This window comes from Streptomyces sp. NPDC057623 (assembly GCF_042800355.1).
In the GTDB taxonomy this organism is placed as follows: domain Bacteria; phylum Actinomycetota; class Actinomycetes; order Streptomycetales; family Streptomycetaceae; genus Streptomyces.
In genome coordinates, this window is sequence record NZ_JBHVGZ010000001.1 from 182303 (window position 1) to 198148 (window position 15846).

Sequence of the window (15846 nt, forward strand, 5' to 3'; positions counted from 1 at the left end):
CGTCCCGCGGGGCCCTTCTCATGTCCGCGCTCATGTCCGCGCTCATGCCCGCGCCCGCGCCGGTCGGGCCGCGGCCGGCGTCAGGTGCGCGAGAGGGTGCCGCACTCCTCGTCGGCCCCGTCCAGGCCCCTGCTGCGGTCGTAGGGGTCGACCGCCGCGCCGGACGGCTCGGGGCCGGCCGGCAGGTCGGCGTCGAACCTCGGACGGATGAAGCCGTCACCCTTGCGGCAGGCGTCGTTGCCGATCTCGCTGCCGACGTCGTGCAGCCAGATGCGTCCCTCGGTGGCCTGGAATCTGACGGGATCCACGACATGCACCTGGATGGCCCGGCGGACGATCGTGCGCGCCACCTCCTGGCCGCCACCGGTCTTGGCCAGCGGGTACACGAAGGTGTAGTCGGCCCGGATCAGCGCCCGCCCGTCCTGGCCCTTGTCGGGTTCGACCGTGGTACGGCCGCGCACCTTCACCTCGGTGCCCACGAGTTCGACCTCGTCGTGATCGAAGCGGGTGAAGGTCCACTTGGGGTCGTTGCCGACGGTGGGCCTGCGCAGGCCCGCCCGCAGCTCGGCCAGGTAGTCCTTCTCCAGCGGGTCGACGAGCGCCAGCGCCGTCTTCGGCTCGGCCCCGTACAGCACGTCGCGGTCGAGGTTGGAGGCGACGAGGAACTCCTTCGTCAGCCGCAGGGCCGTCTCGATCCGCGCGGCGGAGACTCCGGCCACCGCCTCGGCCTTCGGCAGCTCGATGGCGCCGGCACCGGCGGCCCAGCGCTGGGCCGGGGAGCCGGCGAAGGGCCGGGCCCGGGTGGGGGTGTCCGCGGTGGCGGAGGGCGGGGCGGTGGGGGCGGCGGTCTCCGCGGGAAGCGGCGAGGCGCCGACGGCCGGTGTCTGCCCCGCCGTACCGAACGGGTCGCCGGGGATCAGCGACGGCCGCACCGCCACGACGGCCACGGCGACGGCGAGGGACACCCCGAGGACGGCCCACAGCCGACGGCGCCGGGTGGCCCGCCCGTTCATGTCCTGCCAGGCGGGCCCGGTACGCCACCCGGCGGGTGTCTCTCCCCGCGCCTCCTGCTGCCGAAGCCGCTCGGTGACCATCCGCGCGCGGGCGGACGGCTCCTTCGGGGCGGAGGTCGAGGACTGCTCGGCGTCCTGGACGAACTTCTCCCAGGCTTCGTCCGATATGGACGAGCCGTCGGACGGCTTGTCGGTCACGGCGGTGTGCGCTTCCTCTCGGTGGGCTGTCGGCCGGCTGAGCGTACGTCAGCTCGGGGCCACTGATCAGAGCCTTCTGACATGTGACGCAGGCCACATAAGAAATCCGTTAGTGAAGGCACAACCATTCACAGCCGTCACTGATCAAACTCTGCGAATCAAGGGCCACACCCGCGCCCCACACGCGGAGGCCTCCCTTAAACGTGTGCCGTGATGTCGCGGCACTCCGGACATTCGAGGTCTTCATGAAGCTTCGCCGTGCCCTGGCCGCTGCGGCCACGACGGCCGTCATAGCGCCGGTCGCGCTGCTGTCCGCGCCGGTCGCGTTCGCCACGGACGAGACCGCGGCGCCGACGGTGTCGGAGAGCACGCCGGCCGTCGAGCAGCCGGACCCGACCAACGAGGAAACCACGCCGGCCACCGAAGAGCCGACACCCACCGAGGACCCGACCGCGCCGGCCACCGAAGAGCCGACGCCCACCGAGGACCCGACCGCGCCGGGCACCGAGGAGCCGACGCCCACCGACGAGCCCACGTCCTCCACCTCCCCGTCGCCGAGCGCCAGCGAGAGCGCCCCCGAGGAGGTCGACTTCTGCGAGGACGCCGACGAGGAGTCGGTCGGCCTCAGCGAGGACCTGCGCAGCGGTCTGTCGGGCCTGCCCGAGACGATCGTCGCCGGCAGCGGCTGGACCAACTTCTCGTTCGACGTCTCCAACTCCGGTGACCAGGACATCAAGAACATCAAGCCCCTGATCGGCGTCGCCGCGGTCGGCTGGGACGAGGTCGACTACTCCGGCCAGATCAAGGTCCAGGTCTTCAACAAGGAGACCGGCAGCTGGCAGACCCTCGCGGACGCCGCCGGTGAGGGCGCGACCTTCACCGCGTTCGCGCTCGACGCCGGCCAGTCGACCTCGTTCAAGCTGCGGCTGAGCGTCAACGGCAAGGTGCCGGACGCCATCGGCATCACCGGCGGCTTCGCGCAGTACTCGGACGCCGACGGCTGCTGGCTGGCCGACGACCCGAACGGCTGGGTCTACTTCTTCGACATCCTCGCCGCGGGCTCCGACGCCGGTGACCCGGACGACGCCAAGCCGCAGACCGGTGGCCAGAAGCCGATCTCGGACGTCAGCGAGGTCGACGTCGACGGCTCGCTCGCCGAGACGGGTTCCAGCTCCGGCCTCCCGGTCATCGGCACCGTCGGTGGCATCGCCATCGTCGCCGGTGCCGGCGTCATGTTCGCGATGAAGCGTCGTCGCAGCGGTGCCGAGGCGTAAGCCTCACATAGCTCGACGCAAGACAGAGAAGGACCTGCGCTCGGAGGGGGGCGCAGGTCCTTCTCTGTTGTCCGGCCGTGTGGCCTACTTCTTCGGCGGCACCGCCGGCATCCCCAGGAAGGGCAGCCGCAACGCCCCGAAGGCCTCCGCCGGCACCGCCGGGGACAGCGGCTCCACCGGCTTCAGTCGTTCGTACGTCGCCCCCTGCGCCGGACGCGGGTCCGCCTCGCCGTTGTTGGGCCAGTACGACATCGCCCGCTCGGCCTGCGCGGTGATCGTCAGGGACGGGTTGACGCCCAGGTTGGCCGAGACCGCCGCTCCGTCGACGACCGAGATGCCGGGGTGGCCGTACAGGCGGTGGTACGGGTCGATCACACCGGTCTCGGGCGAGTCGCCGATCGGGCAGCCGCCGAGGAAGTGGGCGGTGAGCGGGGTGCCCATGAGCTCGCCGACGTTGGAACCGGCGAACCCGTTGATGTCGGCCGCGATCGATGACGCGGCCTCCGAAGCCGCCCTGATCTGCTTGGGGTTGGGGGCGCCGTGGCCTTGGCGTGCCGTCAGCAGGCCCTTGCCGACGCCGTCCGGTTTCAGGTACGTCGTCAGCGAGTTGTCCAGGGACTGCATCACCAGGCCGATGATGGTCCGCTCCGACCAGCGGCGGTTGGAGAGGGAGCGCAGGACCTGTAGGGGGTGGCGGGCCGCGTTGGCCAGCCAGGCGCCGACCCGCGACCGGCCCTCCGTGTAGGGGACCTGGAGGATCGAGAGCCCGCCCATCGAGTTGGAGCCCCTGCCGTAGCGGACCGGCTCGATGTGGGTGTCGGCGTCCGGGTGGATGGACGACGTGATGGCGACTCCGCGCGTGAAGTCGACCTTCGTCTCGCCCGTCACCTTGCGGTAGCGCCGGTTGTCGGTCTGCGCGCCGACCAGGGCCTCCGAGTTGGTACGGGTCAGCTCGCCCAGCCTCGCCGACACATACGGCAGCTGGCCCCCCGCCTTCATGCGGTGCAGCAGCGTCTGGGTGCCGTACGTGCCCGCCGCGATCACCACCCGGCGGGCCTTGAACAGCCTGCCCTCGTCCTTCTTCCCGCGGTCGGTCGGCAGGGTCGCCACCGCGTAGCCGCCCTGCGAGTCGTCCGTGACGGAGACGACCGTCGTCAGGGGGTGGACGACCGCGCCGGCCTTCTCGGCCAGGTAGAGGTAGTTCTCGTTCAGGGTGTTCTTCGCGCCGTGGCGGCAGCCGGTCATGCACTCGCCGCACTCCGTGCACGCCTTGCGCGCCGGGCCCGCCCCGCCGAAGTACGGGTCGGAGACCTCCTGGCCGGGCGTGGCCCGCGACTCCCCCTCGGCGTCCTCGCCGTCGCCGAAGAAGACGCCGACCGGCGCCATGTGGAAGCTGTCACCGACGCCCATCTTCTCGGCGGCCGCCTTGAGGTGGACGTCGGAGGGGGTCATCGTCGGGTTGAGCCGTACGCCGAGCATGCGCTGGGCCTGGTCGTAGTACGGCTTCAGCTCCTCCTGCCAGTCGGTGATGCCACGCCACTGCGGGTCGTCGAAGAAGGCCTTCGGCGGTACGTAGAGGGTGTTGGCGTAGTTGAGGGAGCCGCCGCCCACGCCCGCTCCGGCGAGGACCATGACGTTGCCCAGCAGGTGGATGCGCTGGATGCCGTACATGCCGAGCTTGGGGGCCCAGAGGTAGTTCTTGAGGTCCCAGGAGTTCCTCGGGAGGGTCTCGCGGGTCCAGCGGCGGCCTGCCTCCAGGACGCCGACGCGGTAACCCTTCTCGGTCAGGCGCAGGGCGGTGACGGAACCGCCGAAGCCCGAACCGACGACGATGACGTCATAGTCGTATCCGTCGTGGTCGCAGCCGTCGTCCTGGTTCTGGGCAGAGTTCTCCTGTGACACGTGCTCTCCTCATTGAAAGCGGCGGTGCGGTCTAGCGGAAACGGAACGCCTTCATCAGCCGCAGGCTCCTGCTCATGAACTGCGCGTACTTCTCGTCGTCCATCCCCAGCGACGGCGCCATCGGCAGCAGCCGCTGCTGGGCGACCGTCTGGGCCTCCGTGTACTTGAGGATGCCCTCGGAGCCGTGGCGGCGGCCGAGGCCGGAGTCCTTCATGCCGCCCATGGGCGACTGGACGCTGCCGTAGGCGGGGGCGTAGCCCTCGTTGACGTTCACCGTGCCGGTGCGAAGACGGGCGGCGACCGCGCGGCCGCGGCCGCCGTCCTTCGTCCAGACGGAGGAGTTGAGGCCGTACGGCGTGGAGTTGGCGTGCTCGATCGCCTCGTCCTCGGTCTTGAAACGGTAGATGGAGACGACCGGCCCGAACGTCTCCTCGGCGCAGACGCTCATCTCCGGCTCGACGCCGTCGAGGATGGTCGGCTCGAAGAAGTACGGGCCGATGTCGGGGCGGGCCGTGCCGCCGGCGACGAGCTTCGCGCCCTTCGCCACGGCCTCCTCCACGTGCCGGGCGACCGTCTCCAGCTGGCGCTCGCCGACCAGGGAGCCCATGTCGGCCCCGTACGCGAGGGACTTGCCCAGCCGCATCGCCCTGGTGCGGGCGGCGAAGCGCTCGACGAAGGCGTCGGCGACGGACTCGTGGACGTACAGCCGCTCGATGGAGATGCACAGCTGGCCCGCGGAGGAGAAGCAGGCGCGGACGGCGCCCGCGGCGGCCTTCTCGATGTCCGCGTCCTGAAGGACCAGCATCGCGTTCTTGCCGCCGAGTTCGAGCGAGACGCCGACCAGGCGGGCCGCGGCGCCCTGGGCGACCTCGCGGCCGGTGCGGGTGGAACCGGTGAAGGAGACGTAGTCGGCGTGCCGGACGACCTCGGGGCCGACGACCGGGCCCTCGCCGAGGACGACCTGGAAGACGTCGGCGGGCAGGCCGGCCTCGATCAGCAGGTCACGGGCCCACAGGGCGGTCAGGCAGGTCTCCGTGTCCGGCTTCATGACGACCGCGTTGCCCGTGACGAAGGCCGGGAGCGCATCGCCGACGGACAGCTCCAGGGGGTAGTTCCAGGGGGCTATCTGGCCGACGACACCGCGCGGGTGGCGCAGTTCGGTGACCCGGGTGAGCGTGGGCATGGCGCCCGCGTGCCGCTTCGGCCTGAGGTAGGCGGGGGCCTTACGGCCGTAGTGGCGGGCCGCGACGGCTACGGCCTGCACCTCCTCGTGGGCGTGCAGCCGGGCCTTGCCGGTCTCCAGCTGGATGAGGTCGAGGACCTCGGCCTGGCGTTCGAGCACCAGGTCGTGGAAGCGGAGCAGGACGGCGGCACGCTGCCGCACGGGGACCTGGGCCCAGACGGCCTGCGCCTGACGGGCCGCCTCGAATGCCTTCTGCACGTCCTCGGGCGTGGATTCGGGCAGGTCGGCCAGCTTCTCGCCGGTGAACGGCGTGTGGTTGGCGGTACGACCGGAGCCGACCACGCCCTTGGTGAGCTGGGCCACCAGCTCGGGGGTGACCACGTCGGCGGCGGTACGGGCGCCCTCCGGGGCGGGGGCGAGAGGGTTGGTGCCGGTCTTGGCCGGGGCCTGCGCGTCCGTCATGAGGCGCAGGGTATGCCGGAGGGCCAGGCTTTGTGTACCCGTCGGTAACGGGGATTCACCGAGTGCTCACATGCCGCCAGTGTCCACTGGCAACAAACGCGCTGATCAGGGCGTTGCCGAGTCACTTCAGGGACGGTGCCGGATCACTCGATGTCAAGTCGGTCACGGGCGCCCTTGAAGACCGCGGTGCCCTTCTTCTCCGTGGGCGTGCCCTTGGGCATGTCGACGCGCAGCTCGTACATGCGGTCCTCGCCGGTGACCACGATGAGCTGCATGACGCGGGTCGGCGACTCCTCCTTGTCGTAGGTGGTGTCGACGAGGACGGCGTCATGACCCTCGAAGGTGGTGCGCGTGTACTGGCTGCTCGCGTCGTGGTGGTAGCTGTCCCAGGTGTCCTGGGCGTCGCGCGCCTGGTCCAGCAGCGGGCGGGGCGCCTTGTCCCATCGGGTGAGGCGGACCTGCACGAGGCCGGTGTCGTAGACGACGAGCCGCGGCTGGTCGGCGGCGCCGCCCTCGCGCGCGGCCTCCTTGTACTCGGCGGGGAGGAAGAGGACGGCGTCCATGTCCTTCTCCCGGTGCGCGGTCCAGGTGCCGACGGGGGTGGGCGTGGGGGTGGTGGCCGGTGCCAGGGGCGCCGAGGTGTAGACGGGGTTCATCGCCCTCGGCTCGTCGTCCGTGTCGACGAGGACGGTGGAGGCGGCGAACCAGGTGCCGCCGACGAGAAGGACACCCAGCAACGCGACCGGAACCGGGCGCAGGAGGAAGCGGCCCTTGCCGTGCGGGATCGAGGCCGTGGGGTCGGCCGCGGGGTCGGACGCCGGGCCGGTGGGCGAACCGGACGCCGGATCGGTGGTCGGGTCGGGCGCCTGTTCGCCCGCCGGGTCGTGCCCCCGCTCACCCGCCGGCCGGGACGCCGCCCCTGACGCCGTCCCGCCTCCCAGCCGTACGGTCCCCGAATCCTCCGCGAACTCCCGCAGCCCGGAGGCGTCCTGTGGCTCCGCCCCCGCCGAACTCCCCGAGGGAACAGGCACCGGCCACCCCTCCGCCACCGCCTCCAGCACCGCCCCGACCTCGTCCGCGTCGGGCCGTCGCTCGGGGTCCTTGACCAGCATCCGCACGATCAGCGACCCCAGCGGTCCCGCCTGTTCCGGCTCGGGCGGGTCGGCGGCGAGGATCGCGGCGAGCGTCGACTCCAGGGTCGTACGGCGGAAGGGGGACCAGCCCTCCACGGCGGCGTACAGGAGCACGCCCAGCGACCACAGGTCGGAGGCGGGGCCGGCGCCGCGGCCGGACATCCGCTCGGGGGCGATGAACTCCAGGGAGCCGACGAACTCGCCGCTGACGGTGAGGGACTCCTCGCCCTGGATGTGGGCGATGCCGAAGTCGGTGAGGACGACGCGCCGGTGGGCGTGCTCCCGCTTGAGCGAACTCGCGGAGGAGGGAGCGCCGAGCAGTACGTTGGCGGGCTTGACGTCGCGGTGGACGATGCCGACGGCGTGCGCGGCGCGCAGTGCGCCGAGGACGGCGAGGCCGATGCGGGCGGCCTCGGTCGCCTCCAGCGGGCCGCGCCGGAGGAGTTCGTGCAGGGACTCGCCGCGCACCAGCTCCATGACGATCCAGGGCAGCCTGTCCTCGACGACGACGTCATGGATGGCGACGGCGGCCGGATGCTCGACACGGGCGGCGGCGCGGGCCTCGCGGTAGAGCCGGTGGGCGGCCCGCTGGTGGGCCGCGTCCTCCGGGTCGCCGGGCAACCGCGGCTGTTTGACGGCGACTTCGCGGTCGACCAGTTCGTCGAGCGCCCGCCAGACGGTGCCCATGCCGCCGGAGCCGATGCGCTCGATCAGCCGGTAACGCCCGCCGATCACACGCCCGTTGGGTCCGGTGCGGTCACCGTCTTCGCTCATGCCCCATGCCTACCTTGCGGGGCGGGCCCTTCGCCAGTTCAGAGCTTGCCGATGTCCAGGTTCGCGATGGTGGTCCGCGCCACCTCACGTCCGCGGTCCGTGAAGTCGCCCTTGCCGGGGTAGCTGACGGTGAGCTTGTACATGTTCCCGGCCGAGGTCTTGTAGTAGAAGATCCTCATCTCGCGCGGGCGCGGGTTCTGGGTGTCGGTGGTGGTGTAGACGATCGTGTTCTCGGCGGACTTGTGGCCCTGGTACGTGGTCTGCCTGGGGTCCGTCTTCGGGTTCGCCGGCATGCTCGCCTCGTAGTAGCCGTTCTCCTTGTAGTCGCCGTCGTCCTCGTACATCTCTGCGGCCGCGGACCCGGCGATGGAGTTGCTGTCGTCCTCGGCCTTCTTGTCGAGCCTCAGGCCGATCCAGATCGCGCCGCTCTCGTCGGCGTACACGACCCCGTTCTCGTCCTCGTCCTCGGGCGTGGTCCGCTGGTAGCCGTCGGGCACGGCCAGCGAGGCGGCGAGGGTCTTCTCCTCGCGGATCCTCCAGTGGTCCGGCAGCGGCCCCGCGAACGGGTCGGCGATCACCAGGTACGCCGCCACCGCCGCCGCGACGACCGCCGCACCGAGCCCGAGCAGCGTCTTGCGCCCCAGCCGGACGCCGCCCCCGCCCTCTGTGATCCGCACGACCTGCGCGGTCGGCGCCGGAACCGGCGGGTTGGCCGTCTGTTCCAGCAGGGCGCGCGTCCGCGCGGCGTCGGGGCGGCGCGCCGGGTCCTTCTGGAGCAGGCCGTTGATGGCCTCGGCCAGCGGGCCCTGGGCCGCGGCGGGCGGCGCGGGCGTGGCGTTGAGGACCGACTGGAGGGTGGCCGGGGTGTTGCTGCGGCGGAACGGCGAGACGCCCTCCGCCGCCGCATACAGGACGACGCCCAGGGACCACAGGTCGCTCGCCGGTCCCGGCCGCTGGCCCAGGACCCGCTCCGGTGCGATGTACTCGGGCGAGCCGACGAAGCCGCCGGTGTCGGTCAGATTGGTCTCGCCCTCGATCTGGGCGATGCCGAAGTCGGTGAGCACGACGCGGTCGTGGCGGCCGAGCATGACGTTGTCCGGCTTCACGTCACGGTGCAGGATGCCGGCCGCGTGCGCCGCCTCCAGCGCGCCGAGCACTTCGAGGCCGATTCTCGCCGCGTCCCGGGCCCCGAGGGTGCCCTCCTGGAGCGCGTCGCCCAGCGAACGGCCCTGGACGAGCTCCATCACGATCCAGGGCTGGCCGTCCACGACCGCGACGTCATGCACGTTCACGACCGCCGGATGATCGAGCCGGGCCGCGGCGCGCGCCTCGCGGCGCATGCGCTCGAAGGCGTTGGCGCGTTCGCGTTCGGGAAGGTGATCCGGTACGCGGGGCTCCTTGACAGCGACCTCGCGGTCCATCGTCTCGTCCTTGGCCCGCCATACGGTGCCCATGCCGCCGTGCCCGAGCTTGGCGAGCAGCCGGTAACGGCCCGCGATCAACCGTCCGGTACCGGGATCCGGGGTGGGCGGGGCCGGCGGGGTGGCGGGCTGGGCGGGCGCGGGCGCCTGCCGCGGTACGGCGGACTGCGGTACGGCCGACTGCGGTACGCCCTGAGTGGGCGCCGCGTACGGGTTGTTCGGGTGGGGTACGGGCCCGGCCTGGTTCGGCTGCGGCGGTTGCAGTTCAAAACTGGTCGGCTCGTCGGACCGGTAAGGGGCTCCCCCGTTGCTGCTCATGGCTCCATCCATATCGCGGCAAGCGGTTCGGCAGCCAGCGTGAACCCTTTCCGGTCACAGAGCCGTGACTCAGATCGCTCCTTATCTCCCCTTTATTCAGAGTTGGCGGGTACGAGGGCCGAAGTGCTGGCCGGGGAGGACGCGCCGGGTGGGGAAGACGTGCTCGGTGAAGGGGACGTACTGGACGACGGGGACGCGCCTGGTGAAGGGGACCTGCCTGGTGAGGGCGCCCTGGTCGGTGACGGCGACGTACTCGGTGACGGCGACGCGGTGGTCGGCCCGCCCGAGGTCTCCGGCGCCGAACTGGTCGGCACGACACCCCCGTCGCCGCCGCCCCCGTTCATCAGCAGCGCCGCCGCCGACACCCCCGCCACCGCCATCGCGGCGACCAGCACGACGGTGGCCAGCATGCTGCGGGTCGAGTACGGGCGCTCGGCCGAGACCACCGCGGTGACCCTGCCGAACCGTTTCGGCACGAGCGTGTGCCCCGTCTCCAGAAAGTCCCGCAGCATCCGCTCCGCCCCCGCCGCGTCCAGCCGCCGCCCGGGATCCCGCTCCAGCAACCCCTGCACGACCGGCAGGATCGGCGCCGCCTGCACGGGCGGACGGATGTCGTCGGACACCACGGCGAGCACGATGCCGCTCAACGAGTCGCGCCGGAACGGTGATTCACCGCTCAGGGCCGCGCACAGCAGCGCGCCCACCGACCACAGGTCGGCGGCGGGACCGGTCCGGGACCCGGACATCCGCTCGGGCGCGGTGTACTCCGGTGAGCCGACGAAGGCCCCGGACTCGGTGAGCGTGGACGTGCCCGGTACCTGGGCGATGCCGAAGTCGGTGAGGACGACGCGGTCGGTGCCGTTCTCGATGAGCACGTTGGCCGGTGTGATGTCCCGGTGCAGGACCCCGGCCTCGTGGGCCGTCCGCAGCGCGCTCAGCAGGTCGACGCCGATCCGGGCGGCCTCGGGTGCCTCGACGGGCCCGTGTGCCGCGATCCGGTCGGCGAGGGAGTCCCCGTCGACCAGCTCCATCACGATGTACGGGCGTTCGTCGTCCTTGAGTATGTCGTGGACGACGATGACGTGCGGGTGGCTCAGCTGTGCCACCGCTCTGGCCTCGCGCAGGGTGCGCTGGCGCTGTCGCCGGGCCTCGGCCGCGGAGAGCGTCTCGTCGAGGGGAAGTTCCTTGACGGCCACCTGCCGTCCGAGTAACTGGTCGGTCGCCCGCCATACGACGCCCATGCCGCCGCGACCGAGCTGCTCCTCAAGGCGGTAACGCCCCGCGATCACACGGAAGTTGGCTCCCTCGGTCCCCATGCGCCCCATCATGCAGCAACGGACGGATCCGCTCCGGGGCGCCGATCGGCCAACTCTGCAAAGGAGCAAAGGGTTTCAAAAGCCGCTCGACGGTGGCGCCGCGCCTCCGCGGACTCTCAGGACCCGCTGGCCTGCCAGCCCTGGAGCACCGCCGTGAACTGCTTGCGCGTGGCAGCCCAGTCCGCCTCGGGCGAGGACATGTAGATCGCGTACTCCGTGCCGTCCCGGTCGATGTACGCCTGGTCGATGGCCCGGCGCGGTCCGGGGAAGGGCGTGTCCTTGGCCAGCGCGGTCCACGTGTACTCCCACAGGGAGCCCTCGCGGTCGCGGTAGAGGTCCTTCTTCAGGTACACGGTCTCGTAGTCGACCAGCTTCCGCCCCACCTGCTGCTCCAGGTCGAGCTGGTGGTCGTAGGCGTTCGCGAAGTCGGGCGAGGTGTCGACGGCGATACGGACGAAGTGCTCGCCGCCGTCCGGCGTGTAGTCGACCTGCTGGAGACCGTCGATCTCCTTGCCGACCACCTCCCGCTGCCAGCCCTTGGGCAGATAGAGGCTGAAGCCCAGGGGGTCCTTGTAGAGGACCCAGGACGAGGGGACGCCGGCCTCCGGCCTCTGCGACTCGCTCTCCGTGGGGCCGGGCGTGCTCGAGACGGACGTGCTGCCCGCCTCCGGCCCCCATTTCTGAAGCACCACCGCGGTGCCGCCGCCGACGATCGCGGCGAGCGCCACGACGAGGGCGAGCGAGCGCAGCCGGCGACGGCGCCTGGGCGGCCGTACGGGCGCGCCGCCGGTGCCTGTGCCGTTACCGGTGCCGGTGCCCCCGGTGTCGTAGGACGACCCGAAGGTCGTCGGACCGGTCATCGGCGGGTACGGCGTGCCGGTCGCCGGCGTCGGTGCCCCGGTGGGCGCGGCTCCCCCCGCGTGCGCGGGCCCCGTGCGCGGCTCCGGCTCGTAGCGGGTGCGCTGGGTCTGCACATACGCCTGCGCCGCGCTCGGCTGCCGTCCCTCCGCCGCCTCGGCCAGCATCTGCTCGGCCTCGGCGGCGTCGGGCCGGGTGGCCGGATCCTTGCGCAGCAGGGCGCTGATCACGGGTGTGAGGGGGCCGGCGTGCTGCGGCGGGGCCGCCTCCTCCTCGACGACCGCCTGCATGGTGCCCAGCGGGGAGGTGCGGCGGAAGGGCGAGCGGCCCTCCACGGCCGTGTAGAGCGTCGCGCCGAGCGCCCACAGGTCGGAGGAGGGGCCCGGGTCGTGACCGCGGACGCGCTCGGGGGCGAGGTAGTCGACCGAGCCGACGACCTCGCCGGTGCGGGTGATGGTCGTGTCGCCTTCGATCTGGGCGATGCCGAAGTCGGTGAGGAGGACGCGGCCGTCCTCGGAGAGCAGGACGTTGCCGGGCTTGATGTCCCGGTGCAGGACGCCGGCGGTGTGGGCGGCGCGCAGCGCCCGCAGCACCCACAGTCCGATGCGGGCGGCCTCGGCCGGCTCGACGCGTCCGCGCTCCTTGACCGCGTCGGCCAGGGAGTACCCCTCGACCAGCTCCATCACGATCCAGGGCCGGCCGTCGTGCTCCAGCACGTCGTGCACCGTGACCACGGCCGAGTGGTTGATGCGCGCGGCGGCGCGCGCCTCGGCGCGGGTGCGCGCGAGCAGCCGCTCCTGGTCGCTCTCGGAGACGTAGAGCGCGGCGGTCAGTTCCTTGATGGCGACGGCCCGGTGCAGCACCTCGTCGTGGGCACGCCACACTCGCCCCATACCGCCGCTGCCGATCGCGTCGGCGAGCCGGTAGCGGCCCGAAACGAGCTGGCCCTGCATCTGATTCACGTTGCCCCGCAATGCTCTTGACAGGCTCAGGTTAAGGACCGGCCGACGCGACCGGAACCACGGGGGTGCCAAGGAGACCGCACTGTGATGGTTGTCGCTTTCAGCATCCTGAAGCAACCGTCACCCAGGGTTGGCGGGCGGAATCAGCCGGTGACCTGGTACGTCGCCGACGCCTGCTCGAACAGCCGGGTCACCTCGTCCCGCTCGGCCTCCGGGCCGCGCACCTGCACCACGTGGTACCGGCCGTCGATGAGGATCGCGACGTTGCGTACGAACAGCTCGCGCCCCTGGTCGTCGGTCCAGGTGAACTGTCCCTCGGCCATGGTGCGCTCACCGACCTGAATGGTCTTCAGCCCGCCGGAGGAGGCCCAGCTGGAGTCCCGGTACGGCTGCAACTCCCGCTCGTGCTCCCGCTGGTAGACCATGGGGTCGCTGCCGTACTGGTCCGCGGTGTCCCGGCCGCGCACGACGATGAGGTCGAAGCCCCCGTGCGAGTACACGACCTGTCCGCGCCCGTTCTTCGGCGTGCGGTTCCAACCGTTGGCGACGGCGATCTGGAACCCGGCCTCGTCCTCGCGGAGGGTGAAACCATCCGGGACCTCGGGTCCGTCGGTCTGGGGCTCGGTGGAACCGGCGTCCTCCGAGGGGCTGTTGCCGGACTCCGGTGAGGTCTGGTCGGGCCGCGGCTCACTGCTCGCTTCGGCGGACTGCTCGGGTACCGCCTCGTCGGCCTGGCCGGCGGCACCGGTGCGCCCGGCGTCGGCCGTGGCGCCGTCACCCTGGTCTGCCTTGGGCATGAACAGCATGGCGTACGCGATCGCCGCGGCCATGCCGAGCAGCACGAGCACCAGCAACGTCCGCCCGAGTCTGCGGGGCGAGTGCGCCGCCTCCTGCTTGGCCCGCTTGTGCCGCCCGTGATGCGCGGGCAGCCCGCCCCGCCGCCTGCGCACCAGCTCGCCCCGGCGCCGCACGATCGGCAGCCGGTTCGGGTCGGCGGGCGGGGCGGCGACGACATGCGTACCGGCCTCCGGCTCGGGCGCGGACCGCACGAGCGAACGCAGCCAGCCGCGCACCTCCTCGAAGTCGAGGCGCTCGGTGGGGTCCTGACGCAGCAGCGACTCCACGACCGGCCGCAGCGGCCCGCACTCCTCGGCGAAGGCGGGCGGCTCCGCGCACACCATCTGCACGAGCTCGGCCGTCGACTCCTCCGGATACGGCGCATGCCCCTGTACGGCCCGGAAGAGCAGCGCTCCCAGCGCCCACAGGTCGGTCGCGGGCCCGATCGGCGCGGCGAGCTGCCAGTTCTCGTGCACGGGCCCGGCCTGCTCCGGCGCCCACCGCTCGGTCACGGGCCCGACGACGGCCATCCGCGCCTGCCGGGCCCGCTCCGCGGCGAGCGCGGTGGTGGGTCCGCGGCGGGCGGGGGTACCGGCCACGAGGTCGTCCCAGCGGGCCGGGGGGTGCGGTGAGGCGCCACCGCCGGCGGGCACGCCGCGCACGGGAGACCCGGCGGCGCCCGGCGCGGGGAAGCCGGGGGCGCCCGGCGCGGGAAGGCCGCCGGCGCCGGGAACGGGTACGCCTCGCGGGGGAAAGCCACCCGCACCTGGGGCGGAGGCTCCCGCGGCAGGCAACACCTCGCGACCGGCGGCGGGCAGGCCCGCGTCGGGAGGGGTGCTGCCGGTACGGCCCGGGTGGGCGCCCGGCCCCGCCGGAGGAAGTGCCGTGCGGCCGCGCCCGTCGTCCGCAGGGGCGCCGACGGCCCCGCCGCGGGGCGCGGCACCGTGCCAGGTCGGGGCCCGCACGCCGTACGGGTCGGCTATCCGGCCCGGGGGCGTGGTGGTGCCGTTGCCGGAGCCGTACGGCTGCTGCGCCGCGCCGTCGGCCCCGGCGGCGGGGCCGTCCTCGGGCGCCGGCCGGGCGCCGGACAACGCGGCCCGCCCGTTCTGCTGCGTCTCCTGCACCCGGGCCGCGGCACGGGCGCCCGCCCGGTACGCGGCGATCGCTCCGGCCCGCGCGGCCCTGACGTCGCCGCCGGTCTCGGGAGCACCGCGCGGGGCCGCACCCGACGTCTGCGTCCCGATGCCCTCGTCGGCGCCGGGGACCGGCAGCCCTCCGGCCGCACGCGCCTCGATGGCGGCACGCCGGGCAGCCTCGGGATCCGCACCGTCCGTGCCGGTTCCGCCCGCGCGGGGGCCGGGAGGCACGGGGCCACCCGCGCCGCCGACGGCCGGCCCGCCCCCGAACGTCCCGGATCCGCCGTCCCCCTCGCCGTCGCCGTCACCGTCCTCGACCGGCACGGGGTCGTACCCGCACAGCGCCTCCTCCGCGGCCCCGACCGCGAGCCCGGTGAGCATCACCCGGCCGTCGTCGCAGACGAGCACCGTGCGGGCGGTGATGTTCCGATGGACCCAGCCGTGCGCGTGCAGCACCCGCAGCGCCATGAGGACGTCGGAGGCGACCTCGGCCGCCCGGTACGGCGTCAACGGCTTCTCGGCCAGCAGTGCCGCCAGCGGGCGCGCGGCCACGAACTCGCTCACTATCCACAACGACCCGCCCTCGGCAAACACGTCGAAGACCTGGTCCAGCCGTGGATGGTCGGGGATCCGCGCCGCGGCCTGCGCCGCCTCGACCGCCCGCCGCACAGCGGGGTCGCTGGGCCTGCGCGTGCTCGTACGGGAGGAGGATCGCCGCCCCGTCCCGCGCTCGCGCGCATCGCGTGCCGTGAAACCGTCGGGGAGCCCCTCGGCGTCCAGCACCTCCGCCTCGACGACCTCCGGCAACGGCACCTGCCGGACGAGCACTTCCTGCCCGCTGTAGGTGTCGAAGGCGCGGGTCTCGGTGAGTTCGTACTCGTCGGAGGGCGGCAGCGGCAGGCGGTAGCGGTCGGCGAGCACCCGACCCGCATAGTCGTCCACGTTGCCTCCCCCGGCCGCCCGGTTGGTCAATTCCGTTCGCCTTGCGTCCCGTTCCCGACGCACGACCAAATGCGTTCGGTCCGCAAGCACTCACGATACGTGCCGGAGGCAACTCGC

General features: G+C 72.6%; 9 protein-coding genes. 1 reads left to right on the plus strand and 8 read right to left on the minus strand.

The window, feature by feature from the left end; genetic code table 11:
• Positions 1-80 precede the first annotated feature (80 nt).
• Positions 81-1211 (minus strand): hypothetical protein, encoded by a 1131-nt coding sequence (locus ACFU95_RS00845; RefSeq protein WP_383819843.1) that lies wholly within the window; start codon positions 1209-1211, stop codon positions 81-83.
• A gap of 245 nt (positions 1212-1456) precedes the next feature.
• Between ACFU95_RS00845 and ACFU95_RS00850 the strand changes: the two genes are divergently transcribed.
• A complete protein-coding gene (locus tag ACFU95_RS00850; RefSeq protein WP_383819846.1) occupies positions 1457-2485 on the plus strand; it encodes an LPXTG cell wall anchor domain-containing protein in 1029 nt (342 codons plus the stop codon).
• A gap of 84 nt (positions 2486-2569) precedes the next feature.
• On the opposite strand, the gene ACFU95_RS00855 is transcribed toward ACFU95_RS00850, so the two are convergent.
• The 7 genes from ACFU95_RS00855 to ACFU95_RS00885 all read right to left on the minus strand — a co-directional run bounded on the left by ACFU95_RS00855 (position 2570) and on the right by ACFU95_RS00885 (position 15729).
• On the minus strand, positions 2570-4387 hold the full coding sequence (locus ACFU95_RS00855) for a GMC family oxidoreductase N-terminal domain-containing protein (protein WP_383819849.1): 1818 nt from the start codon (positions 4385-4387) through the stop codon (positions 2570-2572).
• A gap of 31 nt (positions 4388-4418) precedes the next feature.
• A complete protein-coding gene (locus ACFU95_RS00860; RefSeq protein ID WP_383819852.1) occupies positions 4419-6032 on the minus strand; it encodes a succinic semialdehyde dehydrogenase in 1614 nt (537 codons plus the stop codon).
• Between the two features lie 143 nt (positions 6033-6175).
• Complete coding sequence (locus tag ACFU95_RS00865) at positions 6176-7939, minus strand: serine/threonine-protein kinase (protein ID WP_383819854.1); 1764 nt, start codon at positions 7937-7939, stop codon at positions 6176-6178.
• A gap of 38 nt (positions 7940-7977) precedes the next feature.
• Positions 7978-9678, minus strand: coding sequence for a serine/threonine-protein kinase (locus tag ACFU95_RS00870; RefSeq protein WP_383819856.1), 1701 nt, complete (start codon positions 9676-9678; stop codon positions 7978-7980).
• A gap of 92 nt (positions 9679-9770) precedes the next feature.
• Positions 9771-10994, minus strand: a complete 1224-nt coding sequence (locus ACFU95_RS00875; protein WP_383819859.1) for a serine/threonine-protein kinase — start codon at positions 10992-10994, stop codon at positions 9771-9773.
• Between the two features lie 116 nt (positions 10995-11110).
• Positions 11111-12805: a protein kinase gene (locus tag ACFU95_RS00880; protein WP_383819862.1), complete on the minus strand. Its 1695-nt coding sequence runs from the start codon at positions 12803-12805 to the stop codon at positions 11111-11113.
• 152 nt (positions 12806-12957) lie between these two features.
• Positions 12958-15729 (minus strand): protein kinase, encoded by a 2772-nt coding sequence (locus ACFU95_RS00885; RefSeq protein ID WP_383819865.1) that lies wholly within the window; start codon positions 15727-15729, stop codon positions 12958-12960.
• Positions 15730-15846: the final 117 nt, after the last annotated feature.